Here is a 19,919-nt window from a genome sequence, read left to right on the forward strand (position 1 = left end):
GATATTCAGCTCCTACCAAGACGGTAAAACAGAACCATCGAATTTTTTCTCGATAAACTCTTTTACTTCTTTAGACTGATACGCTTTCTTCAGTTTTTTTACAACTTCATCATCCTTATTCTCCGTACGAACAACTACCCAGTTCACATATGGTGAATCTTTTCCTTCACGGAAAATAGAATCTTTAGCTGGACTTAACTTTGCACCTAATGCAAAGTTTGTATTAATGGCTGCAGCTTTCACTTCACCTAATTGCGTTGGTAGTTGCGATGCCTCTAATTCAACAATTTTTAAATTCTTCGGATTCTCAATGACATCTTTTGCAGTTGCTTTTTCTGTTGCTTTCGGATCCACTTTTAAAACGCCTGCTTTTTCAAATAGTTTTAACGCTCGAAGTTCATTCGTTGGATCATTGGGTACAGCAATCGCATCTCCATCTTTTAACTCTTTTACATCTTTCAAACTTTTAGAATATACTCCCATTGGGAACGTGACCGTTGAAAATACTTCTGTCAGTTTCATATTGCGTTCTGCTTTAAATACATCTAAATAAGACTTCGTTTGATAACTATTTACGTCAATGCTTTTTTCATCTAGCGATACATTCGGCGCTACATAATCATTAAATACTTTTATGTCGACTTGCACCCCATCTTTTGCTGCTACTTCTTTTACTTTTTCAAAAATTTGTTCATGTGGCCCCCCAGTCACACCAACTGTAACTTTTTTCTCATCTAGCGCTTTTGCCTCCGTACCCGAATCAGCACTACATGCACCTAGTAATAATACCGTTCCGCTTACAATACTTAACAACAATTTTTTCATATACAGTTCCCCCCACATATATTCTCTCTCTTCAAACAAAAAACACCTCTCAAATAAGAGAGGTGTCAAATAAACAAAATAGGCTCCTCTCTTATCTTCCAAAACGAAAATCGTTTTGCAGGAATTAGCACCTTAGCTTATTATTCATAAGCTCGGTTGCCGGGCATCATAGGGCCAGTCCCTCCGCCTCTCTGGATAAGAGTATTTGTATGAATTTTTCAAAAAGTTATGGTACTAATAGTAAATCTTTCAAAAATTTTTGTCAATCGTATTTTTCTGAATATATTTTATTTTCATTTTGAAACATCATAGAAATAGTGAGCAATTACTATGTACAAAGTATGTGCATCATTACTATACTTAGTAACAGCACATACACGAAAAGAGGTTACATTTTATGAGTGAATCATCATCTATACAAACCCTACTCCTATCTCAAATAGAAAAACTAACACAACCCTTTCATTACGATTTTTTATATGAGGTTGAACAACAAAAAACGCTATGCCAAATTCTTTTAAGGGATGATAACGGATCAATTGTAGCGACACCTCTTAGTTTTCATATGTCAATAGACGAAGTTGCCGGCAAAGGTGAATGTATTTTCTATCACGAACATGGTGAATTTCATCGACAAAAATTTGATATTTACACAGAAGACAGCATCGTTAGGTTGCTGTTGTTCATTCAAGAACGTTTGCAAGTAAATCAATGAACATAATGAAAGCAGCCACTTTTTGTGGCTGCTTTCATTTTATACTCCTAAATAACTTTCCCTCTTATTTTTTAGTACGATTCATTTCCTCCAAATTCCAAATTCGTGTCACCCAAGACTCATAAAAAGATGGCTCGTGAGAAACGAGTAAAACCGTTCCTTGATAATTTTGCAAAGCTTCTTCTAGCGCTTCTTTCGCATACACATCTAAATGATTGGTTGGTTCATCTAAAATTAATACATTACTCCGCGTTAACATAAGCTCACATAAACGTACCTTTGTTTGTTCTCCACCACTTAACAAGTGAAGAGACTGCCGAATATGCTCTTCCTTTAAACCACATCTTGCTAAAGATTGCCTGATTTCTTTTTGCGTCATATCCGGACGTCCTGACCAGATTTGCTCAAGTGGCGTAATTTCTTTCGCAAATTCTTCTTGAGCAAAATATGCAGGGTGTACTCGTTCTCCAATACTTACGGTTCCACTTAATGGTTTTAATTGCCCTAGTAATGTTTTTAACATTGTGGTTTTTCCAATTCCATTATGCCCAACAATTGCAATCTTTTCGCCCCTTTTCACTTGTAAATTAAGGGCTGTAAACAATGGTTCTGCATAACCAATTTGGATCTGCTGTGCTTGTAATATGCGGCTCACAGGCTCATTGTGAACTTGAAAATGAAAACGCGGCCTTTGTGCATCGTTAGGCTTTCCAACCTTTTTCATTTTCTCCAATACCTTTTCACGACTTTTTGCTTGCTTTGCTTTTCGGATTTTATTTTTTTGAATAAAACCCTCTAAATTTGCAATTTCCTTTTGCTGCCTTGTATAAGCTGCTTGTAATTGTTGTTTCTGAAGTTGATAGCTTTCTAAAAAGCTTTCATAACTCCCCGCGTAGCGCTTTATTGTTTTCCCTTCTAAATGATAAATCACATTCGTAATACTGTTTAAAAATGATTCATCATGTGAAACGACAATATAAGCATGCTCATACGTTTGTAAATATGCTCTTAGCCAATCAATATGAAGCGTATCTAAATAATTTGTCGGCTCATCAAGTAATAAAACGTGTGGCTTCTCTAAAAGAAGCTTGCCAAGTAATAACTTTGTGCGCTGACCACCACTTAATTTTGAAACATCTTTTTTCATCCCTAAATCTAACAAGCCTAAACCAGTTGCTACTTCTTCTATTGTTGTATGAAGTTGATAAAAATTTGAGCCTTCTAGTTTATTTTGTAATTCCCCATACTGTACTAATAACTTCTCTAAATCTGTTTCCTTTGCCATCTTATCAGCAATACCCATCATTTCACGTTCAACCTTATACAGATGAGAAAATGCACTTTGCAAATATTCTTCTATTGTTGTTCCTTCTTGTAGATCAATATGCTGCTGTAAAAAACCGACTTTCACATGTGGAAACCATTCAATTGTTCCCCCATCTGGTAAAATCTCTCCTGCTAAAAGACGAAGCAATGTAGATTTTCCGGCACCATTACTTCCTACAAGTCCAACATGATCACCTTGTAATAACCGAAAGCAAGCATTATATAAAATGGTTTTATCCCCATACGTATGCGAAAGATTTTCTACTGTTAATACACTCATTTTTGTTCTCTCCTTTTCTTTATCGCTAACAAGCCAAATAGAGAGAACAGCAAAATAAAGGTCTTATTAAATTGTGTATACATGAAAAATGGGTAAGGTGAATACACCTTACCCATCACAAAATATTATTGTAAAAAAGGATTAAGGTTCTTTATCTGCTGTCTTCAATTTGGCTTAAACTTTAAAAATGGGCAGACTTCTCCCATATCAAGCTAAAACCATTTGAAGAACAGTTGATAAAGTCATCTTATCCTTTCACTCCTTTATAAATCATTATTGTCTTATAATAAGCATGTACCATGCTCTTATATTTTATTCGTTATAAATCTGTTTGTTCCTCTTTTTCACAAAAAAATTTCTTCATACATCTTCTCCATTGCGTAAGGACTTGTAACATCTAAAATTAACGATTTCCACACAAAAAAGCCTCTTAACAATCATTATACCAAAAATTATTAAGAGGCTTTTGTTACTTCCGCATATAAGGAGCTAATATCTCTAAAATCTTCTCTTTGTCTTCTTTTAACTCAATGGATGTCAGCATATCCATTGTACGAGGACGTGGTAATTTTACATGCACTTCACCAACAACCGTCGCTGGCCTTTGCGATAGAATAAATACACGATCAGATAATAGAATTGCTTCATCCAAATCATGCGTTACCATCACAATCGTTTGCTTCTCTTGATGCCAAGAATCTAAAAGCCAACGATGCACTTCCATTTTTGTAAATGCATCTAACTTACCAAAAGGTTCATCAAGCAACATAATCGGTTTTTCACATAAATACGTACGAAGGAAACTAATGCGCTGACGCATACCACCTGACAATGCATCTGGATAATGATTTGCGTATTCAGCTAAACCAAATTGCTTCAACGCTTCCATACCTTCTGCCAATCGCTCTTTTTTTGGCTTTCCATCAATTTCTAATGGCAAAACAATATTTTGCAGTGCTGAGCGCCACGGAAGCAACAAATCTTGCTGCGGCATATAACTTACAATATCCTTCTTTTGAACGAGAGTATCGTTGTAGATTACCTCACCGCTAGTCGCCTCTTCAACGCTCGCAATCAGATTTAATAACGTACTTTTCCCGCAACCACTTGGACCTACAAATGAGACAAACTCACCTTCTTGTATAGAAGCGCTAATCTTTTCTAGTACATTTTTTCCATCAAATGCTTTTACAACATCTTTTATTTGTAATCCGTTCATTTTTCACTTGGAAGGAATTCATTTGTAAAGGCATCTTTCACATCAATTTTCTTTTTAATAACTTTGTTATCATATAAGAAATTCATGTAATTCGTCCAAACTTCTTCCTTCTGCACTCCCCATGCTTTTGCATCGTCTTGATACTTTGTACTTAGCCACTTCTGGCTCTCTTGTACTAGTTCTTTATTAATATCTGGTACATTTTTAATTAAAATATCAGCCGCTTCTTTTGGCTCTTTAATTGCAAAATTATATCCTTCTGCTGTTGCATTCATGAATTTTTTCACAAAGTCTTTATCATTTTTCGTATGTTTTTCACTTGTAATAATGACTGGGCTATAGAAATCTAATGCTGGATCTAAGTCTTTTACCATAATTGTATTTAATTCTTTTCCTTGTCGTTTCGCTTCAATACCATCCCAGCCATAATAAATCCATTCAAAATCTGCATCTCTACCAATTGATTTAAAGAAATCAGTTTGTCCAAGAACAATCTTTTCCACTTTACTAAAGTCAGCTTGATGTTTATCCATAATTGTTTTTAGCGTCGCTTCTTCTGCTGGTGCTCCCCAACCTCCATAACGTTTTCCTTCAAAATCTTTCGGAGAAGTAATATTGTCTTTTTTCAACGATGCAAATGCAGATGTATTATGTTGAATAATTGCTCCAATAGAAACGACCGGGATTCCTTCAACGCGAGCTGATGTTACATTTTCTTGATAACTTACACCGAAGTCCGCTTTTCCTGATGCAATCATTTGCTCTGCCGATACGTTATCACCTGGCTGAATGATTTCTACATCTAACCCTTGCTTTTTATAATAATCTTTCGTCTTTGCTACGTATAACCCAGTATGGTTCGTATTTGGAAACCAATCTAAAACAACTTTTACTTTCTTTTCTTTATCTGGACTCTCTTCTTTCTTCGCCGCATTACAACCGACCACGCCTACAGCTAACAACGCTGCTAGCATAACTTTTAAACCTTTTTTCATTTTTTATCGTCCTTTCTATAGATCCATGGTGCTGTTAGTCTTGCCATAAATTCTACGATAAAATACAAGAGTAATGTCACCATGACGATAATTGCTGCGATTCCAAATACACGCGCTGTTAAAAAGGATTTTGTTGCACGCGTAAGCATGACACCTAATCCTTCACTCGCGCCAAGCCATTCCCCAATAATCGCTCCCATCACGCTATATGTAACGGCAATTTTCAGCCCCGAGAAAAAGTATGGAAGCACGGCTGGAAATTTTACCTTTTGGTAGATTTGCCATTTGGTTGCACGCATTGTTTGTAATAACTTAAGCATGTTTTTATCTACTGTTTGAAAGCCTTCTAAAATACTGAGAGCAATTGGAAAGAAACAAACAAGAATAACGACCATCACCTTTGGAAGCATCCCATATCCAAACCAAATAATAAATAAAGGTGCTAGCACGACAATCGGTATCGTTTGTGAGATAACAAGTAACGGGTTAATTAAAATGCGAAATAGCGGAATAACATCCATAATAATTGCAATACTTGTTCCAAGTAAAATCGCAAAAAACAAACCAATTACAACTTCTTGTAGTGTTTGCATTGTATTTGGTAACAATAAATCTTTCATTCCAATTAGCTCTTGAACAATCACAGAAGGTTTTGGCAAAATCCACGGTTCAATTCGAAATAATGAAACAGATCCTTCCCATATAGTAATGAGAAGGATAAGCCAAATCGTTGTAATTGTTATGTTAAATCGTTTCTGGTTTTTCATATTCATCACGGTACTTCCAAACTTTCTCATCAATCGTTACACCAGTACTTGGACGATAGTGAATTTTAATAGAAGTAATCACTTCTTCTGCTCCAGCATCGACACAAGCTTGTTGTGCACGCTTAATAACATCAAGAAGCACGTCTAATTCTCCTTCCAGCGTTGTTTCCATTGCACCTACTTCATAGCGAACACCAGATTGTTGTACGACTTCAATCGCCTTATCAACAACGGAATACACATCTTGCGTTTTCGCTTGTGGTACAACTGAAAATGAAATGGTAACTTGTTGTGACATACTAAAATCCCCCTTGCAAAATATGTTTTGTAAAAAGAAAAGGCTTTCCTGCAAAATACGCAGGAAAGCCTTGTATGCAAGTTATTATACAATAACATGTGCTTACATCACTTTAAGTAACTCCCTACGCTGGCATTATCCAGATCAGGTTGAGGGTCGATGCTTACTTACATCCTCTCAGCCAATTGGCTCCCCGGTCTTAATTCGTTTTCATTGTAGCATGATTTATTTTTTCAAACAAACAAATGCACATTTTTTTATAATATAATACTGCTTACAATCTATTGGTCATATATTTTATCATAGCAAAACTACAAGTATATTAAGGGGGATAAAAATGGGAATTCGCTTCATTCAAATCTCTTCTATTTATTTTGTCATCGGTGTTTGTATGGGATTATTTATGTCAATTTCATCTAATTTCAAATTGACCGCAGTTCATGTGCATGTTTTATTACTAGGATGGACTTCTATGATGATAGCTGGTATTTTATATTATATTTTCAAAGAAGCTGGCACCTCAAAACTTGGTAAATTACATTTTTGGCTCTTAAATATCGGACTACCGATTATGATGATTGCACTTGCCTTTGAGATTTACGGTTACCATGCAGCTATCCCTTTTGTTGCTGGTGGAAGTATTCTTGTTGTTCTTTCCATTATTATCTTTACTATTAATATTTTTGTGCATATAAAAGAAAACAATAGCATTCTTTAAAAGGAAAAAGTAGAAACGAATAAACTCGTTTCTGCTTTTTTCTTTTCCCCTCTTAACATCCTCATTTCACATTTTCTTAAAATAATTTTACTAAATATAATGAATGTTACTTTTTATGTGTTATATAATAAAAAAGGTTTATATAACAGAACTTCATTTGTTTAATTTAATAATTATCACTCAAATTAAATTATTCAAAAAATATCTTACCATATGGATTTTGGAGGTATTTTATCATGTTTTGGCTACAATTTCTTACCTTACTAGTCTGCATTTTTATCGGCGCACGCCTTGGCGGAGTCGGCCTAGGAGTAATGGGTGGAGTTGGTATGGCAATCCTCGTTTTTGTCTTCCACTTACAACCTACCGCTCCTCCTATTGACGTTATGCTGATGATTTTAGCAGTCATTACTGCTGCCGGTGCCCTGCAAGCTGCGGGCGGAATGGATTACCTTGTCCATCTTGCAGAAAAAGCACTTCGTAAAAATCCAAAGCGCATCACATTCTTCGCACCAATTGTAACTTATTTATTTACATTGTGTGCTGGAACTGGACACGTTGCCTATTCCGTACTTCCTGTTATCGCGGAGGTATCACGCGAATCAGGAATTAGACCGGAACGCCCGATGTCAATTGCCGTTATCGCTTCACAACAAGCAATTACAGCAAGTCCAATCTCTGCTGCAACAGTGGCCCTTTTAGCAATGCTAGCTGATTATAAAATTACATTGCTAGATATTTTAAAAGTGAGTATTCCTTCTACTTTTATTGCTTGTATGTTAGCGGCTTTCGTTGCAAGCAAAATGGGCAAAGAGTTAAATAAAGATCCAGAATACTTAAAGCGTTTAAAAGAAGGTATGATTCCTAAACTTGAAGAAAAGAAAGAATTTATCGGTGCGAAAGGTGCCAAATTATCTGTTATTCTTTTCTTATTCGCAACTGTTCTTGTTGTTCTTCTTGGTTCATTCGAAACACTTCGTCCAGGATGGATGATAGACGGAAAATTAGTTCGTCTTTCTATGCCAAATACAATCGAAATGGTCATGCTTACAATTGCTGCTCTTATTATTATCTTCTGTAAACCAAATGTAGAAAGCATTGTATCTGGAAATGTCTTTAAAGCCGGTGCTACAGCTGTTGTGGCAATCTTCGGTATCGCTTGGATGGGAGACACATTCTTTAACGGAAACTTAAATATGATTCAAGGATCCATTCAACATTTAGTAACAAGTGCACCATGGTTATTCGCTATTGCGTTATTTATCCTATCTATCTTACTGTATAGCCAAGCAGCAACAGTACGTGCTTTAATGCCTCTTGGATTATCACTTGGTATTTCACCAGCACTTCTCATTGCGATGTTCCCTGCCGTAAACGGATATTTCTTTATTCCAAACTATGGGACAATCGTTGCCGCAATCAATTTTGACCGTACAGGAACAACACGTATCGGTAAATATGTATTAAATCATAGCTTTATGATTCCTGGTCTTGTCGCAACGTTTGCTTCCATTGGAATTGGGATGTTGTTAATTTCAATTATGTTTTAGTGTTACAGGTACAAATCTTTTATCATAAAAAGGTTTGTACCTTTTTTTACACACATAACTTAAAAAAGGAATTTTTTGTTATATAATTCATATGAAAAGTATTTATTCGAGGTGAAATATGGTACAAAGCGAGAAAAAAGAATTGTTAATCGATGTAAAAAAATGCACAAAAATAGCTAATATTTCTCTTCTTCTATTGGGAATTATCACTTTTATTATTTATTCTCTATTATGGGGAATTTCTATTAATCTTGATTATATATTTTTAACAACCTCTTTTGTGCTTTACTTCGTATTGATAATTGCGCACGAATTGTTACATGCAATCGGCTTTATTGTTTTCGGAAAAGCCGGTTATAAAGACATTAAGTTTGGTATTATCCTGCGTTATTTCATGCCCTATGCTCATTGCAAAATACCTATGCAAAATCAAAATTATAAAAAAGCCCTGCTACTCCCAGTCATTGTGACAGGAATCATTCCGCTCCTAATCGGTATTACATTTGAATATGGTTTACTTACTTTTGTTAGTGTAGGTCTAGTGGCTAGCGGTGTAGGTGATATGATGATTTATCAGCTCATCAAAAACCTTCCCAGCGAAACAATGATTCAAGATCATCCGAGCGAACCTGGATGCATTGCCTTAGAAAATAAGAGCTGACAATTTCGTCAACTCTTATTTCATTTCATCAAACGTTTGTTTAAATTATTCATTCAACAATTTCTACGTTGTACCCTTTCTTTTCTATCCCACTTAACACTTCTTCAATATGGTTTTTATCTTTCGTTTCTAATGATAAATGGAGCTGTGCATATCCCGGAAACACCTTTGTTCCAATCCGCTCTAAATGAATATGTAATACATTTGCTTCAAAACTCGTTACAACTTCAAGTAAGTACTGCAAATGTCCTGGTTTATCTTTAATCATTGTTGCAATATGAACAAAGCGGCCAGCTTCAACCATCCCATGTTCAATAATGCGAGTAATAAAGTTAACATCAACATTTCCACCACTTAAAATCGACACAACTTTTTTCTCTTTCACAGGAATCTTTTGATAGAGCAATGCGGCCAACGAACTAGCCCCTGAGCCTTCTACTAATAATTTATTCCGTTCCAATAGCATTAACATCGTTCTCGCAATTTCCATTTCATCTACACAAAAAATATCATCTACATATCGCTCTACAAGCTGAAATGTAAGTTCTCCCGGTCTTTTCACCGCAATTCCATCTGCCATAGTTGGTGAGGACTCTACCGTCATTACTTTCTTTTCTTCAAGGGATTGCTTCATTCCCGGACAAGCAAGCGCTTGTACACCATATACTTTCACTGATGGTTTTTGTTCTTTAATCGCCATCGCGACACCTGCAATTAAGCCACCACCACCAACAGGACAAATAACAGCTTCGACATCATCAAGCTGTTGCAATATTTCTAAACCTACCGTCCCTTGACCAGAAATTACAGCATCATCATCAAATGGATGTACAAACTTTGCTCCTGTTTGTTCTTTCAAATCTAGCGCATGAGCTAATGCGTCATCAAATACATTACCTTGCAACTCTACATGTGCGCCATATCGTTTAGTCGCAAGTACTTTACTAAGCGGTGCACCTTTTGGCATCACAATCGTACAGGGAATATCAAGCATATTACTTGAATAGGCAACACCTTGTGCATGATTTCCAGCAGACGCTGCAACAACCCCATTTTCTAATTCACCTTTATCAAGAGAAACCATCTTATTATAAGAACCACGCACTTTAAAAGAACCCGTCTTTTGTAAATTTTCGAGCTTTAAATACACTTCATTATGTGATAGTTCACTAAATGTGCTCGAATAATCTAGCGGTGTCACATGGACAATGCCTTTCATTTTCTCATGAGCAGCTATAATATCTTGTAAAGAAATCATGCATTCGCCTCCGAAACAATATATGTTCATATATACTTAGTTTAAGCGGCTGAGTTTGTTTTATTCTGTAAAAAAGAACCATTTCTATAATCGGCACTTTTCTATATATCGGAATTTCAACGCTATATAGCATATCCCCCATAAAAAAATGGCTGTCAATAAAGACCAGCCATTTTTTTCGTACTTTCATAAGGTGAATCTGCTAAACTTATCGCTGAAATAACGGAAATCCCATCTGCCCCAGCCTCTATAACCGAAGCAGCATTTTCAACGGTAATTCCTCCAATTCCCACAATCGGAATTGTAATCCCCGCATCTCTAAAATGACGCAGACCTTTCGTTCCTTGCACTGCTTTTGTATCTTTTTTCGTGCTCGTTGGAAAAATAGGCCCTACTCCTAAATAATCCGCTCCATTTGCAATTGCAAAACGAGCTTCCTCTATCGTATGAGCGGATACCCCAACAATTTTATCTACCATTTTTTCACGAACGGATGTGATTCCTTCATCATCTTGTCCGACATGAACGCCATCTGCATCTAATTCAATGGCTAATTCTACATCATCATTTACAATAAAAGGAACATCATATTCTTTACAAAGCGCTTGTAACTGCTTAGCAAAATGTACTCGTTCTTCTCCCGTTAAAGCACCTTCACCTTTTTCACGAAATTGGAAAAGTGTCACTCCGCCATCTAATGCTTCCTTCATTACTTGTAACGGATCTTGCTTACAGTTGTTACTTCCCATAATAAAATACACTTGCAATAATTTGGACATTTGCTGTTGATCAATATGTGCCATTTCTATCATCCCTTCTTACTGCACCTCTTGGATATTTCCATATTGTACAATATCATTGGCAGTCGTGTTCGCTAATTGGTTTAAAAATTCGATTTGGAAACTTCCTGGTCCTTGCTCCACTGTTTTATTTGCAGCTATTTCTGCTGCTACCCCATAAAATGTTAACGCTGCAACCGCTGCTTTCACATAATCCTTTTCAACTGCTGCAAATGCTCCCATTACAGAAGTTAATAGACAGCCTGTCCCTGTCACTTTCGTTAAAATTGGATGACCATTGCGAATAATGATTGTTCGCTCACCATCTGTTACAACATCTTCTTTTCCTGTAATGACAGTGACTGTATCTAATTCATCTGCTGCTTGTTTTGCAATTCCTACAACGTCACCATTTCCAGCACCGACGTCAACACCTTTAATTTCCCACTTTTCATTAATCACATTAGCAATTTCCGCTGCGTTCCCGCGAATCATCGCTAAATTCACTTCACTCGGAATATGTCTTGCAACTTCTGTTCGATAAGACGTTGCTCCTGCACCGACTGGATCAAACAATACAGGTACATGATGTGTATTCGCAGACTTCCCGGCAATTAACATCGCTTCTACTTCTTCAGAACGAAGCGTACCCATATTTAAAACAAGTGCCCCGGCAATACTTGCCATTTCTTCCACTTCTTCTTTTGCATATGCCATAACTGGTGAAGCTCCTAATGCAAGTAAACCATTGGCTGTAAAGTTCGTCACAACGACATTTGTAATATTATGCACAAGCGGATTTGATTCTCTTACTTTCTCCACTACTTTTGAGATTTCTTGTATATTCATTCTTTTCATCTCCTAACTTTATAATGGGAGATACACAAAAAGACACTTCGCGTATGCAAAGTGCCTGAACATGTGCTACTTACACTCTCCCTACGCTGGCATTATCCAACAGGTTCCAATGGTCAACGACGGTTTAGTCGTACTCTCAGTCTGCATCCACAAACTCCCATGTGTTCTTATTCATCTAATTCAGAGTCTACTCTTATTCTCGTAAAATAACAAGTTCTTTACTTTCTTATAAAAAAACAGTGATAGGAAATGAATCCTATCACTGTTTCTCATCTTATTATTTTAAGGCTTTAGATACTTCTTTCACCATCGCTGATACAGACTCAAGACCGCCACCAGATAGGTACCAGTAGTTTGCATCTAAGTAGACTACATTTTTGTTTTTCGCAGCATTTGTTTTGCTAACAATTTCATTTTCTACAACTTGCTTTGCAGAAGATTTACCGCCTACAACAGCACCTCTATCAATTACAAATAAGTAATCTGGGTTTTTCTCTAAAATATATTCAAATGAAACTTTATTACCATGTGTATCTGCTTTAATGTCTTTATCAGCAGGAGCTACACCGAATACGTCATGAATAATACCAAAGCGAGAATTTGGACCATATGCACTTACTTGGCCGTCATTTGCTAAGATAATTAAGCCTTTTTTATCACTTTTCGTAGCTTTTTCGTTTAATGCTTTTACCTCTTTTTCAATTGCTGCAATTTCTTTTTTCGCTTTATCTTCTTTACCGAAGATTTTTGCTAACATTTCTGTGTTTTCTTTAAATGATTTCATATAATCTTTTGTATCTTGTTCTACATAAATTGTTGGAGCGATCTTTTCGAATTCTTTGTATGGATCAGATTGTCTTCCAGAAATAATAATTAAGTCTGGATTAATTTCGTTAATTTTTTCGAAATCTGGCTCTTTTAGTCCACCAACGTTTGTATATTTTTTATCTTTGTATTTAGAAAGATATGCTGGTGTATTTTTTTGTGGTACACCCGTTACTTCAACACCTAATTTATCTAACGTATCTAAAGAACCAAAGTCAAATACCACAACTTTTTTCGGGTTTGTTTTAACTTTCGTTTCTCCTAATTTGTGCTTAATCGTAATTTCTTTACTTTCACTTGCTTCTGTCTTTTTGTCAGAAGAAGCATTATTGCCACATGCTACAGCTACAATAGCAAGCATGAACGTTAATAATAACATTGCTAATTTCTTCATTTCCTTCACCTCTATAAATTTTTTAAAATTATTTTAAATCGATAGCAAGTGATTACTATCAAAATAACTTCCACTATGAAAAATAAATACATATATTGTTGCCAGCTATTTCTTCAATATGAATATCCATATCATAAATCTCTTTCAAAACAGCCGGATCAATAATTTCATTTGTTGCTCCTTCTTTCATTACCTTTCCATCTTTCAAGGCAACGATGCAATCGGAGTAACAAGAAGCAAAGTTAATATCATGAATGACAATTACAATTGTTTTGCCAAGCTCTTCAACTAATCGTCTCAGCACTTTCATAATTTGGACAGAATGCTTCATATCTAAGTTGTTAAGCGGCTCATCTAGCAAAATATATTCTGTATTTTGAGCAATGACCATCGCAATATACGCTCTTTGTCGTTGCCCGCCACTGAGCTGATCTAAATACTTATATTGAATATCTTCCAGCTCCATATAACGGATTGCTTCTTCAATATGATTCCAATCTTCCTTTGATAGATTGCCTTGTGAATACGGAAACCTTCCAAAACTCACTAACTCTCGAATTGTAAGTCGTAAATTGATATGATTCGTTTGTTTTAGAATAGAGATTTTCTTGGCAAGTTCATTACTATCCCATTCGCCAATTTCTTTATCCTCTATATGAATTTCACCAGCATCTTTTTTCAAAAGCCTACTCATCATAGATAGAACTGTACTTTTCCCAGCTCCATTCAGTCCAATAAACGATGTTATCTTCCCTTTTGCTATTTTAATAGAGACATCCTCAACAACATTTTTATTTCCATATTGTTTTGATACATTTCTTACTTCTACCATGTCTTGCTCTCCTTTAATAGAAGATAAATGAAGTACACACCACCAACGAAATTGACAATAACACTTAAGGTCGTATTAAACTCAAACACTCTTTCAACAATTAGCTGTCCACCTACTAAAGCGATAATACTAATAAAGATGGATTCCTTCGCCCATCATCTTAATTTTTTGTTTCAAATCCTTCGCTACATCACGTTTTGATATTTTTCCATAAAAAAGAAAAACATACTCAACTATTCTATCTATCCGAAACACGAAAGCTTTCACCTCTTCACTACTTAAAGATGTAGAGGATTTAAGTAATAACAAAAGGTTAGAATCTTCGGCATAACTGAATCCGCAAAGGATGTATGCTATATTTAACTTACGGAAATTTGAAAGGATGTTTGAAATATGGCAAAAAGTGTTGTAATTGCTGAAAAACCTTCTGTTGCACGTGATATCGCACGTGTACTGAAATGTGATAAAAAAGGGAACGGCTACCTTGAAGGTAGTAAATATATTGTTACTTGGGCTCTAGGTCATCTCGTTACATTAGCAGATCCAGAAAGCTATGATGTGAAATATAAAAAGTGGAATTTAGAAGATCTGCCAATGTTACCTGAGCGTTTGAAATTAACAGTAATTAAACAAACTGGAAAACAGTTTAATGCTGTTAAAAGCCAACTGATTAGAAAAGATGTAAATGAAGTAATTGTAGCTACAGACGCTGGGTTATCTCTATAAAGTGTAACTGCACATACATCCTAAAACACCTTTCATCCTTAAGTTAATAATGATATCTAATACTTTTACAATTGCACATAAAAAGAAGCGCGTAATTTATCCTTAAATTACGCGCTTCTTTTATATTATATAGAAGAAACCCACCCATTCCGAAAAATTTTGAACGAAATAAGTGGATATAACTTGGTGAAGGAGTTAGTTTTTATAAAGAAGTTTTACTAAAACGGACTTAGAATTTTTTAATTAAAAAGGAATAAAACAGGCTAACATTATCGCATACCTTGTTTGAATGTTACTTTGAAATAAAGTTTGATCATTTCATAATAGTATTATTCAAAAATCACGACCGATTTTAAATGATATGAATCACAACAGAAGTAAAAGACAGTAAAAATGAAAAGAAACTGACCAAAAAAACGTCATTCAACGATTTTTCGAATCAGCTTCCCTAACAATTCATTATTATTTTAAGCTAGCAACCCAGTCAATTAACTGTTCCCTTGAGCCAGCTAGTAAATATTTATGAGAGTTTCCTTCGTCATTCTTAAAAAAATTCTCTTTCATTAATACTTTAAATGTAGCGTAAATGGGAATGCGGGGGGCCCTTTTATACTCGCTCTTTGACATGATTTCATTACCCATGTCGTTTAATACATTCGTGGTTTTTACATATTTATGTTTTTCCACATGGTTAAGGGCACAAAAAACAATATCTTTAAATAAGTCCAGTGGAACGACATTAGAATATGGTGTACCCTCAATTCTCATAGTTTCGATACGAATTTTCCCATCAGTAATTGCCCAACTAGTTCTTGCTGTTGCAGAAATCTCTTCTCTATTTGCTCCATCACTATCGAATTGCTCTTCTTCGTCAAATATTAGATTAGTCCATTCATTTTTTAATCCATGAACCTTCTTTATAAATAAGTCAACTTTCTCCCCTTGACTAGATAACTCTGTTACTGATTGCCACTCCTTATTAGATGCATGTTCAGATACCTTTTTCCCAATATAACCTTGATATGCTTCTAATGATTCCATTAATGATTCAAATGAACCTGTAACATCATTCGTTTCACTATGATTATCGTTTAAATCAAGGTCATTTTTTAATTTAGTCATAATATAATACCCTCCACATCAATTATTTAACAACCGAAATTTTATAAATTAATTATAATACACTTCAAAGTTACAATCAATTATATTTTTGTAATCAATTACAAAAATATAATTGATTACAAAAATATAATACCTTTAACGTTTTTATAATTCCAAAACAAAGTTTGATTAAAAACATCTCACAAATCAGTATTATATGATAAACAAAAAAGAATCCCTTTTGAAAAGCAATTGATCATAATCCACTTAAATTTTCTTATTTGGAGGGGGTAAAGCCTCACATCTTTTTTATAAACGGTATAACTTTATTTCAAATCCACAAAAAAAGAATTGCCCATCAAAAATTTAGATGAGCAATTCTTTTTTTAATCGAATTTTAGTTTCTTTAAGGCTTCAGCTAACGCATTATTTAATGGTTCTTCTTCTTTTTTCTGTTGTTTCATATATTTTTGAACGTCGCGTTTATCAGCTTTGTTTCCAGATTCTTTTTTACGTCTCTCTTGGAATGTCGATAACTTCTCACGATAGCCACATTTACATGCGAAAATTTGGCCAGCACCTTCCCCGCGTAATTCTAATTTCTTCTTACATTGCGGACAACGAGCATTTGTTGTACGAGATACATTTTTACGATGACCACACTCACGGTCTTGGCATACAAGCATTTTTCCCTTTTTGCCGTTTACTTCTAGCATTGGTTTACCGCAGTCTGGACAAGACTTCGTTGAAATGTTGTCATGTTTATATTTTTTATCACTCGATTTAATTTCAGCAACAATTTCTTTCGTATAGTTCTTCATTTCCGAAATGAATACTTCTTTTTTCAGTTTACCCTTTGCAATTGCCTCAAGTTTTTGTTCCCATTCACCAGTTAGTGTAGGCGATTTTAACTCTTCTGGTACTAAATCAAGTAACTGACGACCTTTTGATGTAATGTGAATATCTTTACCACGCTTTTCAATTAAGAAAGAATTGAAGAGTTTGTCAATAATATCTGCACGTGTCGCTACAGTACCTAACCCACCAGTCGATTTTAACGTATCAGCAAGTTGTTTATTTTGCGTATCCATATATTTTGTAGGATTCTCCATCGCTGAGAGTAACGTCGCTTCGTTAAATCGTGCAGGTGGCTTTGTTTGACCTGATGTTTGCATGATTAGTTTTATATTCAATGTATCGCCTTTTTCAATGCGAGGTAAAATTTGTTCTTTTACGTCATCAGTTACATCATCATCCTCAAAGCGGTTTTCGTATACTTCTTTCCAACCAGAGTGTAAAATCGTTTTTCCACGTGCAATGAATGTTTCGTTAGCAATTTTTGTACGCAATGTTAGTTGCTCGTATTCAAATGCTGGGAATAAAACAGCTAAGAAACGTTTTACAACTAAATCATAAATTTTACGTTCTTTATCTGTGAAAGCTGAGAAATTAACATACCCTTCTGTTGGAATAATTGCGTGATGATCACTTACTTTACTATCATCAACAAATGATTTATTAGACTTTATAGGTTTATTTAAAATTTTATGTGCTAAAGAGCGATATTCTCCTACACCACACGCTTTTAGACGTTCTGGAAGTGTTCCAACGATATCCGATGAAATATAGCGTGAATCTGTACGAGGGTACGTTAGTACCTTATGCTGTTCATACAATTTCTGCATAATGTTTAATGTCTCTTTCGCAGAGTAACCGAATATTTTATTCGCATCACGTTGTAATTCAGTTAAATCATAAAGACCAGGAGAGAATAACTTCTTCTGTTTTTTATCAATCTCCACAACAGTAGCATCCTGCTTATCTAGATTTTTTACGATGCTATCAATTTTTTCTTTATTAAAACTACGGCTATTACCGTTCACATCTTGCCAAGTTAGTTTTAATTTATTTGTTGTCTGAGCTTCGATACCGTAGTAAGTTTGCGCTTTGAAATTTTTAATTTCATCTTCACGACTAGCGATCATAGCGACAGTAGGTGTTTGAACACGCCCACAATTTAATTGAGCATTGAACTTTGTTGTTAGTGCACGAGTAGCATTTAAACCGATATACCAGTCTGCTTCTGAACGGGCAACAGCCGAGGCATATAAATTGTCATAAGCTTTACCTGGTTTCAAATTGTTAAAACCATCTTTAATTGCCTTGTCTGTTACAGAAGAAATCCATAAACGTTTAATTGGCTTATTCACTTTTGCTTTTTCAATTATCCAACGTGCAACTAATTCTCCCTCTCTCCCAGCATCTGAGGCCACAACCACCTCATTAACATCATTTCGGGTAAGTTGATATTTCACAGCATTAAACTGTTTTCCCGTTTGTTTTATAACAACTAATTTCATGCGTTCTGGAAGCATTGGAAGATCTTCAAGATTCCATGTTTTATACTTATTATCATAGACCTCAGGGGCGGCAAGCGTAACTAAATGCCCAAGAGCCCAAGTCACGATGTATTTCTCACCTTCTAAAAATCCATTACCTTTTTTTGTACACTTTAATACTTTTGCTATATCACGTGCAACTGATGGTTTCTCAGTAATTACTACACTCTTTGCCATTTATTCAAACTCCTTTACTAACTATATACCGTTTAATATACCACAGTTTTCAAGAAGAACAGTAAGGATCACCCTCTATTTGGCAGTCATAATTGACATAGCTTGTTTAAGAATCTCTACTTCTTGTCTTAATTTCTTATTCTCTCTATAAACCTCATTAAACTGCTTTGGAGTAACTATCACTTGCTGTTGTGAATACAATTTAATCCATTTATAAATAGAAGTGGGAGATATTTCATATTCAATGCTTAAATCCGTAACAGATTTTCCTTCAACGTGTAGCTTTACAATTTCTTTTTTAAAGTGTTCATCATACTTTTTGTTTGTCATTACTTAAAAATCCTTTCTAGTAAAAATTTTATCATCTAGATAGTTTATTATTGTATCACCGCCTCCTTTTGATGACTATAGTCAGTCGATTAAAATGCCATTTTTCTTAGTTAATTAACTAAGAGGTGATGTCATGGAAATCCCAAAAGCTTTCGGTGAAGTGTTAAGAAAACATAGAAAAAAAGCTAATTTTTCACAAGAACAATTAGCTCTTCAATGTAATTTAGATAGAACTTATATTGGGTTACTTGAGCGTGCTCAAAGACAACCAAGCATATCTACCATATTTGTTATATGTAAAGTATTAAATATTGCTCCACATGAATTAATCAAAGAAATAGAAGAGCTGATAAGTTCTCAACAATAAATTTTTCTAAAAAGAGAAACCCAATACTAATTTTATATGCTAAAAAATTACCCCAAACGATTTTTATAGAACTCTATTTTGAGTTAATCATTTTCTAACTAATATTTAAATATATTTCCATTTACCTTTCTGAGGATATATAAGATTCCACCAAAGGGCACAACCTTCATTGACACGAACACCTGTGTTAAAGTAGACCCATAACATTACAAAACAAAGGTGTTCATAATATTCGTCAATACAAATGGTAGATAGGACTTGTTCAAAACCTTCTCTAGTCCAATACTCAACAATCGCTTTACCTTTTGGAATAGCTTTCACTTTGGTCGCCACATTTGTTGAGTATTGCATTGTCACAGCGAATTCAAGGTTCTTTTAAACATTCCGAATACAAGACTAGCATATGATTGACTGTAGTTTGCGCCACGTTTAGAAAGTAACCATGTTCTGAAGTGCTGTACACTCTCGACACTGATAGCTCGAATCAGCTTATTCCCAAAGCCGGTTAACTAAAATTTC

The 19,919-nt window shown here is 35.1% G+C and carries 20 protein-coding genes, 2 pseudogenes and 3 riboswitches; of the genes and pseudogenes, 6 read left to right on the top strand and 16 right to left on the bottom strand.

Annotated features, from left to right (window positions below; genetic code table 11):
- Window positions 1-12: 12 nt before the first annotated feature.
- Window positions 13-825 (bottom strand): MetQ/NlpA family ABC transporter substrate-binding protein, encoded by an 813-nt coding sequence (locus tag HRG09_RS13230; RefSeq protein WP_174101237.1) that lies wholly within the window; start codon window positions 823-825, stop codon window positions 13-15.
- Between the two features lie 88 nt (window positions 826-913).
- Window positions 914-1,027, bottom strand: a riboswitch (SAM riboswitch).
- Window positions 1,028-1,222: 195 nt separating this feature from the next.
- Between HRG09_RS13230 and HRG09_RS13235 the strand changes: the two genes are divergently transcribed.
- Window positions 1,223-1,540 carry a hypothetical protein gene (locus tag HRG09_RS13235; RefSeq protein WP_174101238.1) on the top strand — a complete coding sequence of 106 codons (318 nt, stop codon included), beginning with the start codon at window positions 1,223-1,225 and terminating at the stop codon, window positions 1,538-1,540.
- A gap of 64 nt (window positions 1,541-1,604) precedes the next feature.
- On the opposite strand, the gene HRG09_RS13240 is transcribed toward HRG09_RS13235, so the two are convergent.
- From HRG09_RS13240 to HRG09_RS13260, 5 genes are all read right to left on the bottom strand, one after another.
- A complete protein-coding gene (locus HRG09_RS13240) occupies window positions 1,605-3,146 on the bottom strand; it encodes an ABC-F family ATP-binding cassette domain-containing protein (RefSeq protein ID WP_174101239.1) in 1,542 nt (513 codons plus the stop codon).
- A gap of 469 nt (window positions 3,147-3,615) precedes the next feature.
- The gene (locus tag HRG09_RS13245) at window positions 3,616-4,365 is read right to left on the bottom strand and encodes an ABC transporter ATP-binding protein (RefSeq protein WP_174101240.1); all 750 of its coding nucleotides are present in this window, start codon (window positions 4,363-4,365) and stop codon (window positions 3,616-3,618) included.
- Entirely contained in the window at window positions 4,362-5,360 is a 999-nt protein-coding gene (locus tag HRG09_RS13250) for an ABC transporter substrate-binding protein (protein ID WP_174101241.1), read from the bottom strand. The genes HRG09_RS13245 and HRG09_RS13250 overlap by 4 nt, the downstream gene beginning before the upstream one ends.
- On the bottom strand, window positions 5,357-6,133 hold the full coding sequence (locus HRG09_RS13255) for an ABC transporter permease (protein WP_174101242.1): 777 nt from the start codon (window positions 6,131-6,133) through the stop codon (window positions 5,357-5,359). The genes HRG09_RS13250 and HRG09_RS13255 overlap by 4 nt, the downstream gene beginning before the upstream one ends.
- Window positions 6,105-6,425 carry an MTH1187 family thiamine-binding protein gene (locus tag HRG09_RS13260; protein WP_174101243.1) on the bottom strand — a complete coding sequence of 107 codons (321 nt, stop codon included), beginning with the start codon at window positions 6,423-6,425 and terminating at the stop codon, window positions 6,105-6,107. The genes HRG09_RS13255 and HRG09_RS13260 overlap by 29 nt, the downstream gene beginning before the upstream one ends.
- A gap of 104 nt (window positions 6,426-6,529) precedes the next feature.
- Window positions 6,530-6,631: riboswitch (TPP riboswitch) on the bottom strand.
- A gap of 131 nt (window positions 6,632-6,762) precedes the next feature.
- Here HRG09_RS13260 and HRG09_RS13265 point away from each other — a divergent pair.
- The 3 genes from HRG09_RS13265 (at window position 6,763) to HRG09_RS13275 (ending at window position 9,354) form a co-directional block, all read left to right on the top strand.
- A complete protein-coding gene (locus HRG09_RS13265) occupies window positions 6,763-7,143 on the top strand; it encodes a cytochrome-c oxidase (protein WP_174101244.1) in 381 nt (126 codons plus the stop codon).
- A gap of 236 nt (window positions 7,144-7,379) precedes the next feature.
- Entirely contained in the window at window positions 7,380-8,693 is a 1,314-nt protein-coding gene (locus HRG09_RS13270; protein WP_174101245.1) for an anaerobic C4-dicarboxylate transporter family protein, read from the top strand.
- A gap of 118 nt (window positions 8,694-8,811) precedes the next feature.
- Window positions 8,812-9,354, top strand: a complete 543-nt coding sequence (locus HRG09_RS13275) for a DUF3267 domain-containing protein (RefSeq protein WP_174101246.1) — start codon at window positions 8,812-8,814, stop codon at window positions 9,352-9,354.
- A 49-nt stretch (window positions 9,355-9,403) separates the two neighbouring features.
- Here the strand turns inward: HRG09_RS13275 and ilvA are convergent, their stop codons facing one another.
- The 6 genes and pseudogenes from ilvA to HRG09_RS13305 form a co-directional block, all read right to left on the bottom strand.
- Window positions 9,404-10,612: a threonine ammonia-lyase gene (gene ilvA, locus HRG09_RS13280; RefSeq protein ID WP_174101247.1), complete on the bottom strand. Its 1,209-nt coding sequence runs from the start codon at window positions 10,610-10,612 to the stop codon at window positions 9,404-9,406.
- Between the two features lie 155 nt (window positions 10,613-10,767).
- Window positions 10,768-11,424 carry a thiamine phosphate synthase gene (thiE, locus tag HRG09_RS13285; protein WP_375335758.1) on the bottom strand — a complete coding sequence of 219 codons (657 nt, stop codon included), beginning with the start codon at window positions 11,422-11,424 and terminating at the stop codon, window positions 10,768-10,770.
- A gap of 6 nt (window positions 11,425-11,430) precedes the next feature.
- Complete coding sequence (gene thiM / locus HRG09_RS13290; RefSeq protein WP_174101249.1) at window positions 11,431-12,240, bottom strand: hydroxyethylthiazole kinase; 810 nt, start codon at window positions 12,238-12,240, stop codon at window positions 11,431-11,433.
- 70 nt (window positions 12,241-12,310) lie between these two features.
- Window positions 12,311-12,420: riboswitch (TPP riboswitch) on the bottom strand.
- 106 nt (window positions 12,421-12,526) lie between these two features.
- On the bottom strand, window positions 12,527-13,468 hold the full coding sequence (locus HRG09_RS13295; protein ID WP_174101250.1) for a siderophore ABC transporter substrate-binding protein: 942 nt from the start codon (window positions 13,466-13,468) through the stop codon (window positions 12,527-12,529).
- Window positions 13,469-13,541: 73 nt separating this feature from the next.
- Complete coding sequence (locus HRG09_RS13300; RefSeq protein ID WP_174101251.1) at window positions 13,542-14,300, bottom strand: iron ABC transporter ATP-binding protein; 759 nt, start codon at window positions 14,298-14,300, stop codon at window positions 13,542-13,544.
- Window positions 14,294-14,443: pseudogene (locus HRG09_RS13305) on the bottom strand (iron ABC transporter permease); the annotation flags it as partial. The gene HRG09_RS13300 and the pseudogene HRG09_RS13305, both read right to left, overlap by 7 nt.
- Before the next feature lie 250 nt (window positions 14,444-14,693).
- Here HRG09_RS13305 and HRG09_RS13310 point away from each other — a divergent pair.
- Window positions 14,694-15,014: pseudogene (locus HRG09_RS13310) on the top strand (toprim domain-containing protein); the annotation flags it as partial.
- Window positions 15,015-15,488: 474 nt separating this feature from the next.
- Here the strand turns inward: HRG09_RS13310 and HRG09_RS13315 are convergent.
- The 3 genes from HRG09_RS13315 to HRG09_RS13325 form a co-directional block, all read right to left on the bottom strand.
- On the bottom strand, window positions 15,489-16,148 hold the full coding sequence (locus HRG09_RS13315; protein WP_167092482.1) for a hypothetical protein: 660 nt from the start codon (window positions 16,146-16,148) through the stop codon (window positions 15,489-15,491).
- Window positions 16,149-16,513: 365 nt separating this feature from the next.
- Window positions 16,514-18,703 carry a DNA topoisomerase III gene (locus HRG09_RS13320; protein WP_174101252.1) on the bottom strand — a complete coding sequence of 730 codons (2,190 nt, stop codon included), beginning with the start codon at window positions 18,701-18,703 and terminating at the stop codon, window positions 16,514-16,516.
- A gap of 75 nt (window positions 18,704-18,778) precedes the next feature.
- Window positions 18,779-19,033: a transposase gene (locus tag HRG09_RS13325; protein WP_174101253.1), complete on the bottom strand. Its 255-nt coding sequence runs from the start codon at window positions 19,031-19,033 to the stop codon at window positions 18,779-18,781.
- A gap of 133 nt (window positions 19,034-19,166) precedes the next feature.
- Between HRG09_RS13325 and HRG09_RS13330 the strand changes: the two genes are divergently transcribed.
- Window positions 19,167-19,400: a helix-turn-helix domain-containing protein gene (locus HRG09_RS13330; protein WP_167092489.1), complete on the top strand. Its 234-nt coding sequence runs from the start codon at window positions 19,167-19,169 to the stop codon at window positions 19,398-19,400.
- A gap of 105 nt (window positions 19,401-19,505) precedes the next feature.
- On the opposite strand, the gene HRG09_RS13335 is transcribed toward HRG09_RS13330, so the two are convergent.
- A complete protein-coding gene (locus tag HRG09_RS13335; protein WP_167092492.1) occupies window positions 19,506-19,721 on the bottom strand; it encodes a hypothetical protein in 216 nt (71 codons plus the stop codon).
- Window positions 19,722-19,919: the final 198 nt, after the last annotated feature.

Source organism: Bacillus sp. Xin1 (genome assembly GCF_013314535.1).
In the GTDB taxonomy this organism is placed as follows: Bacteria; Bacillota; Bacilli; order Bacillales; family Bacillaceae_G; genus Bacillus_A.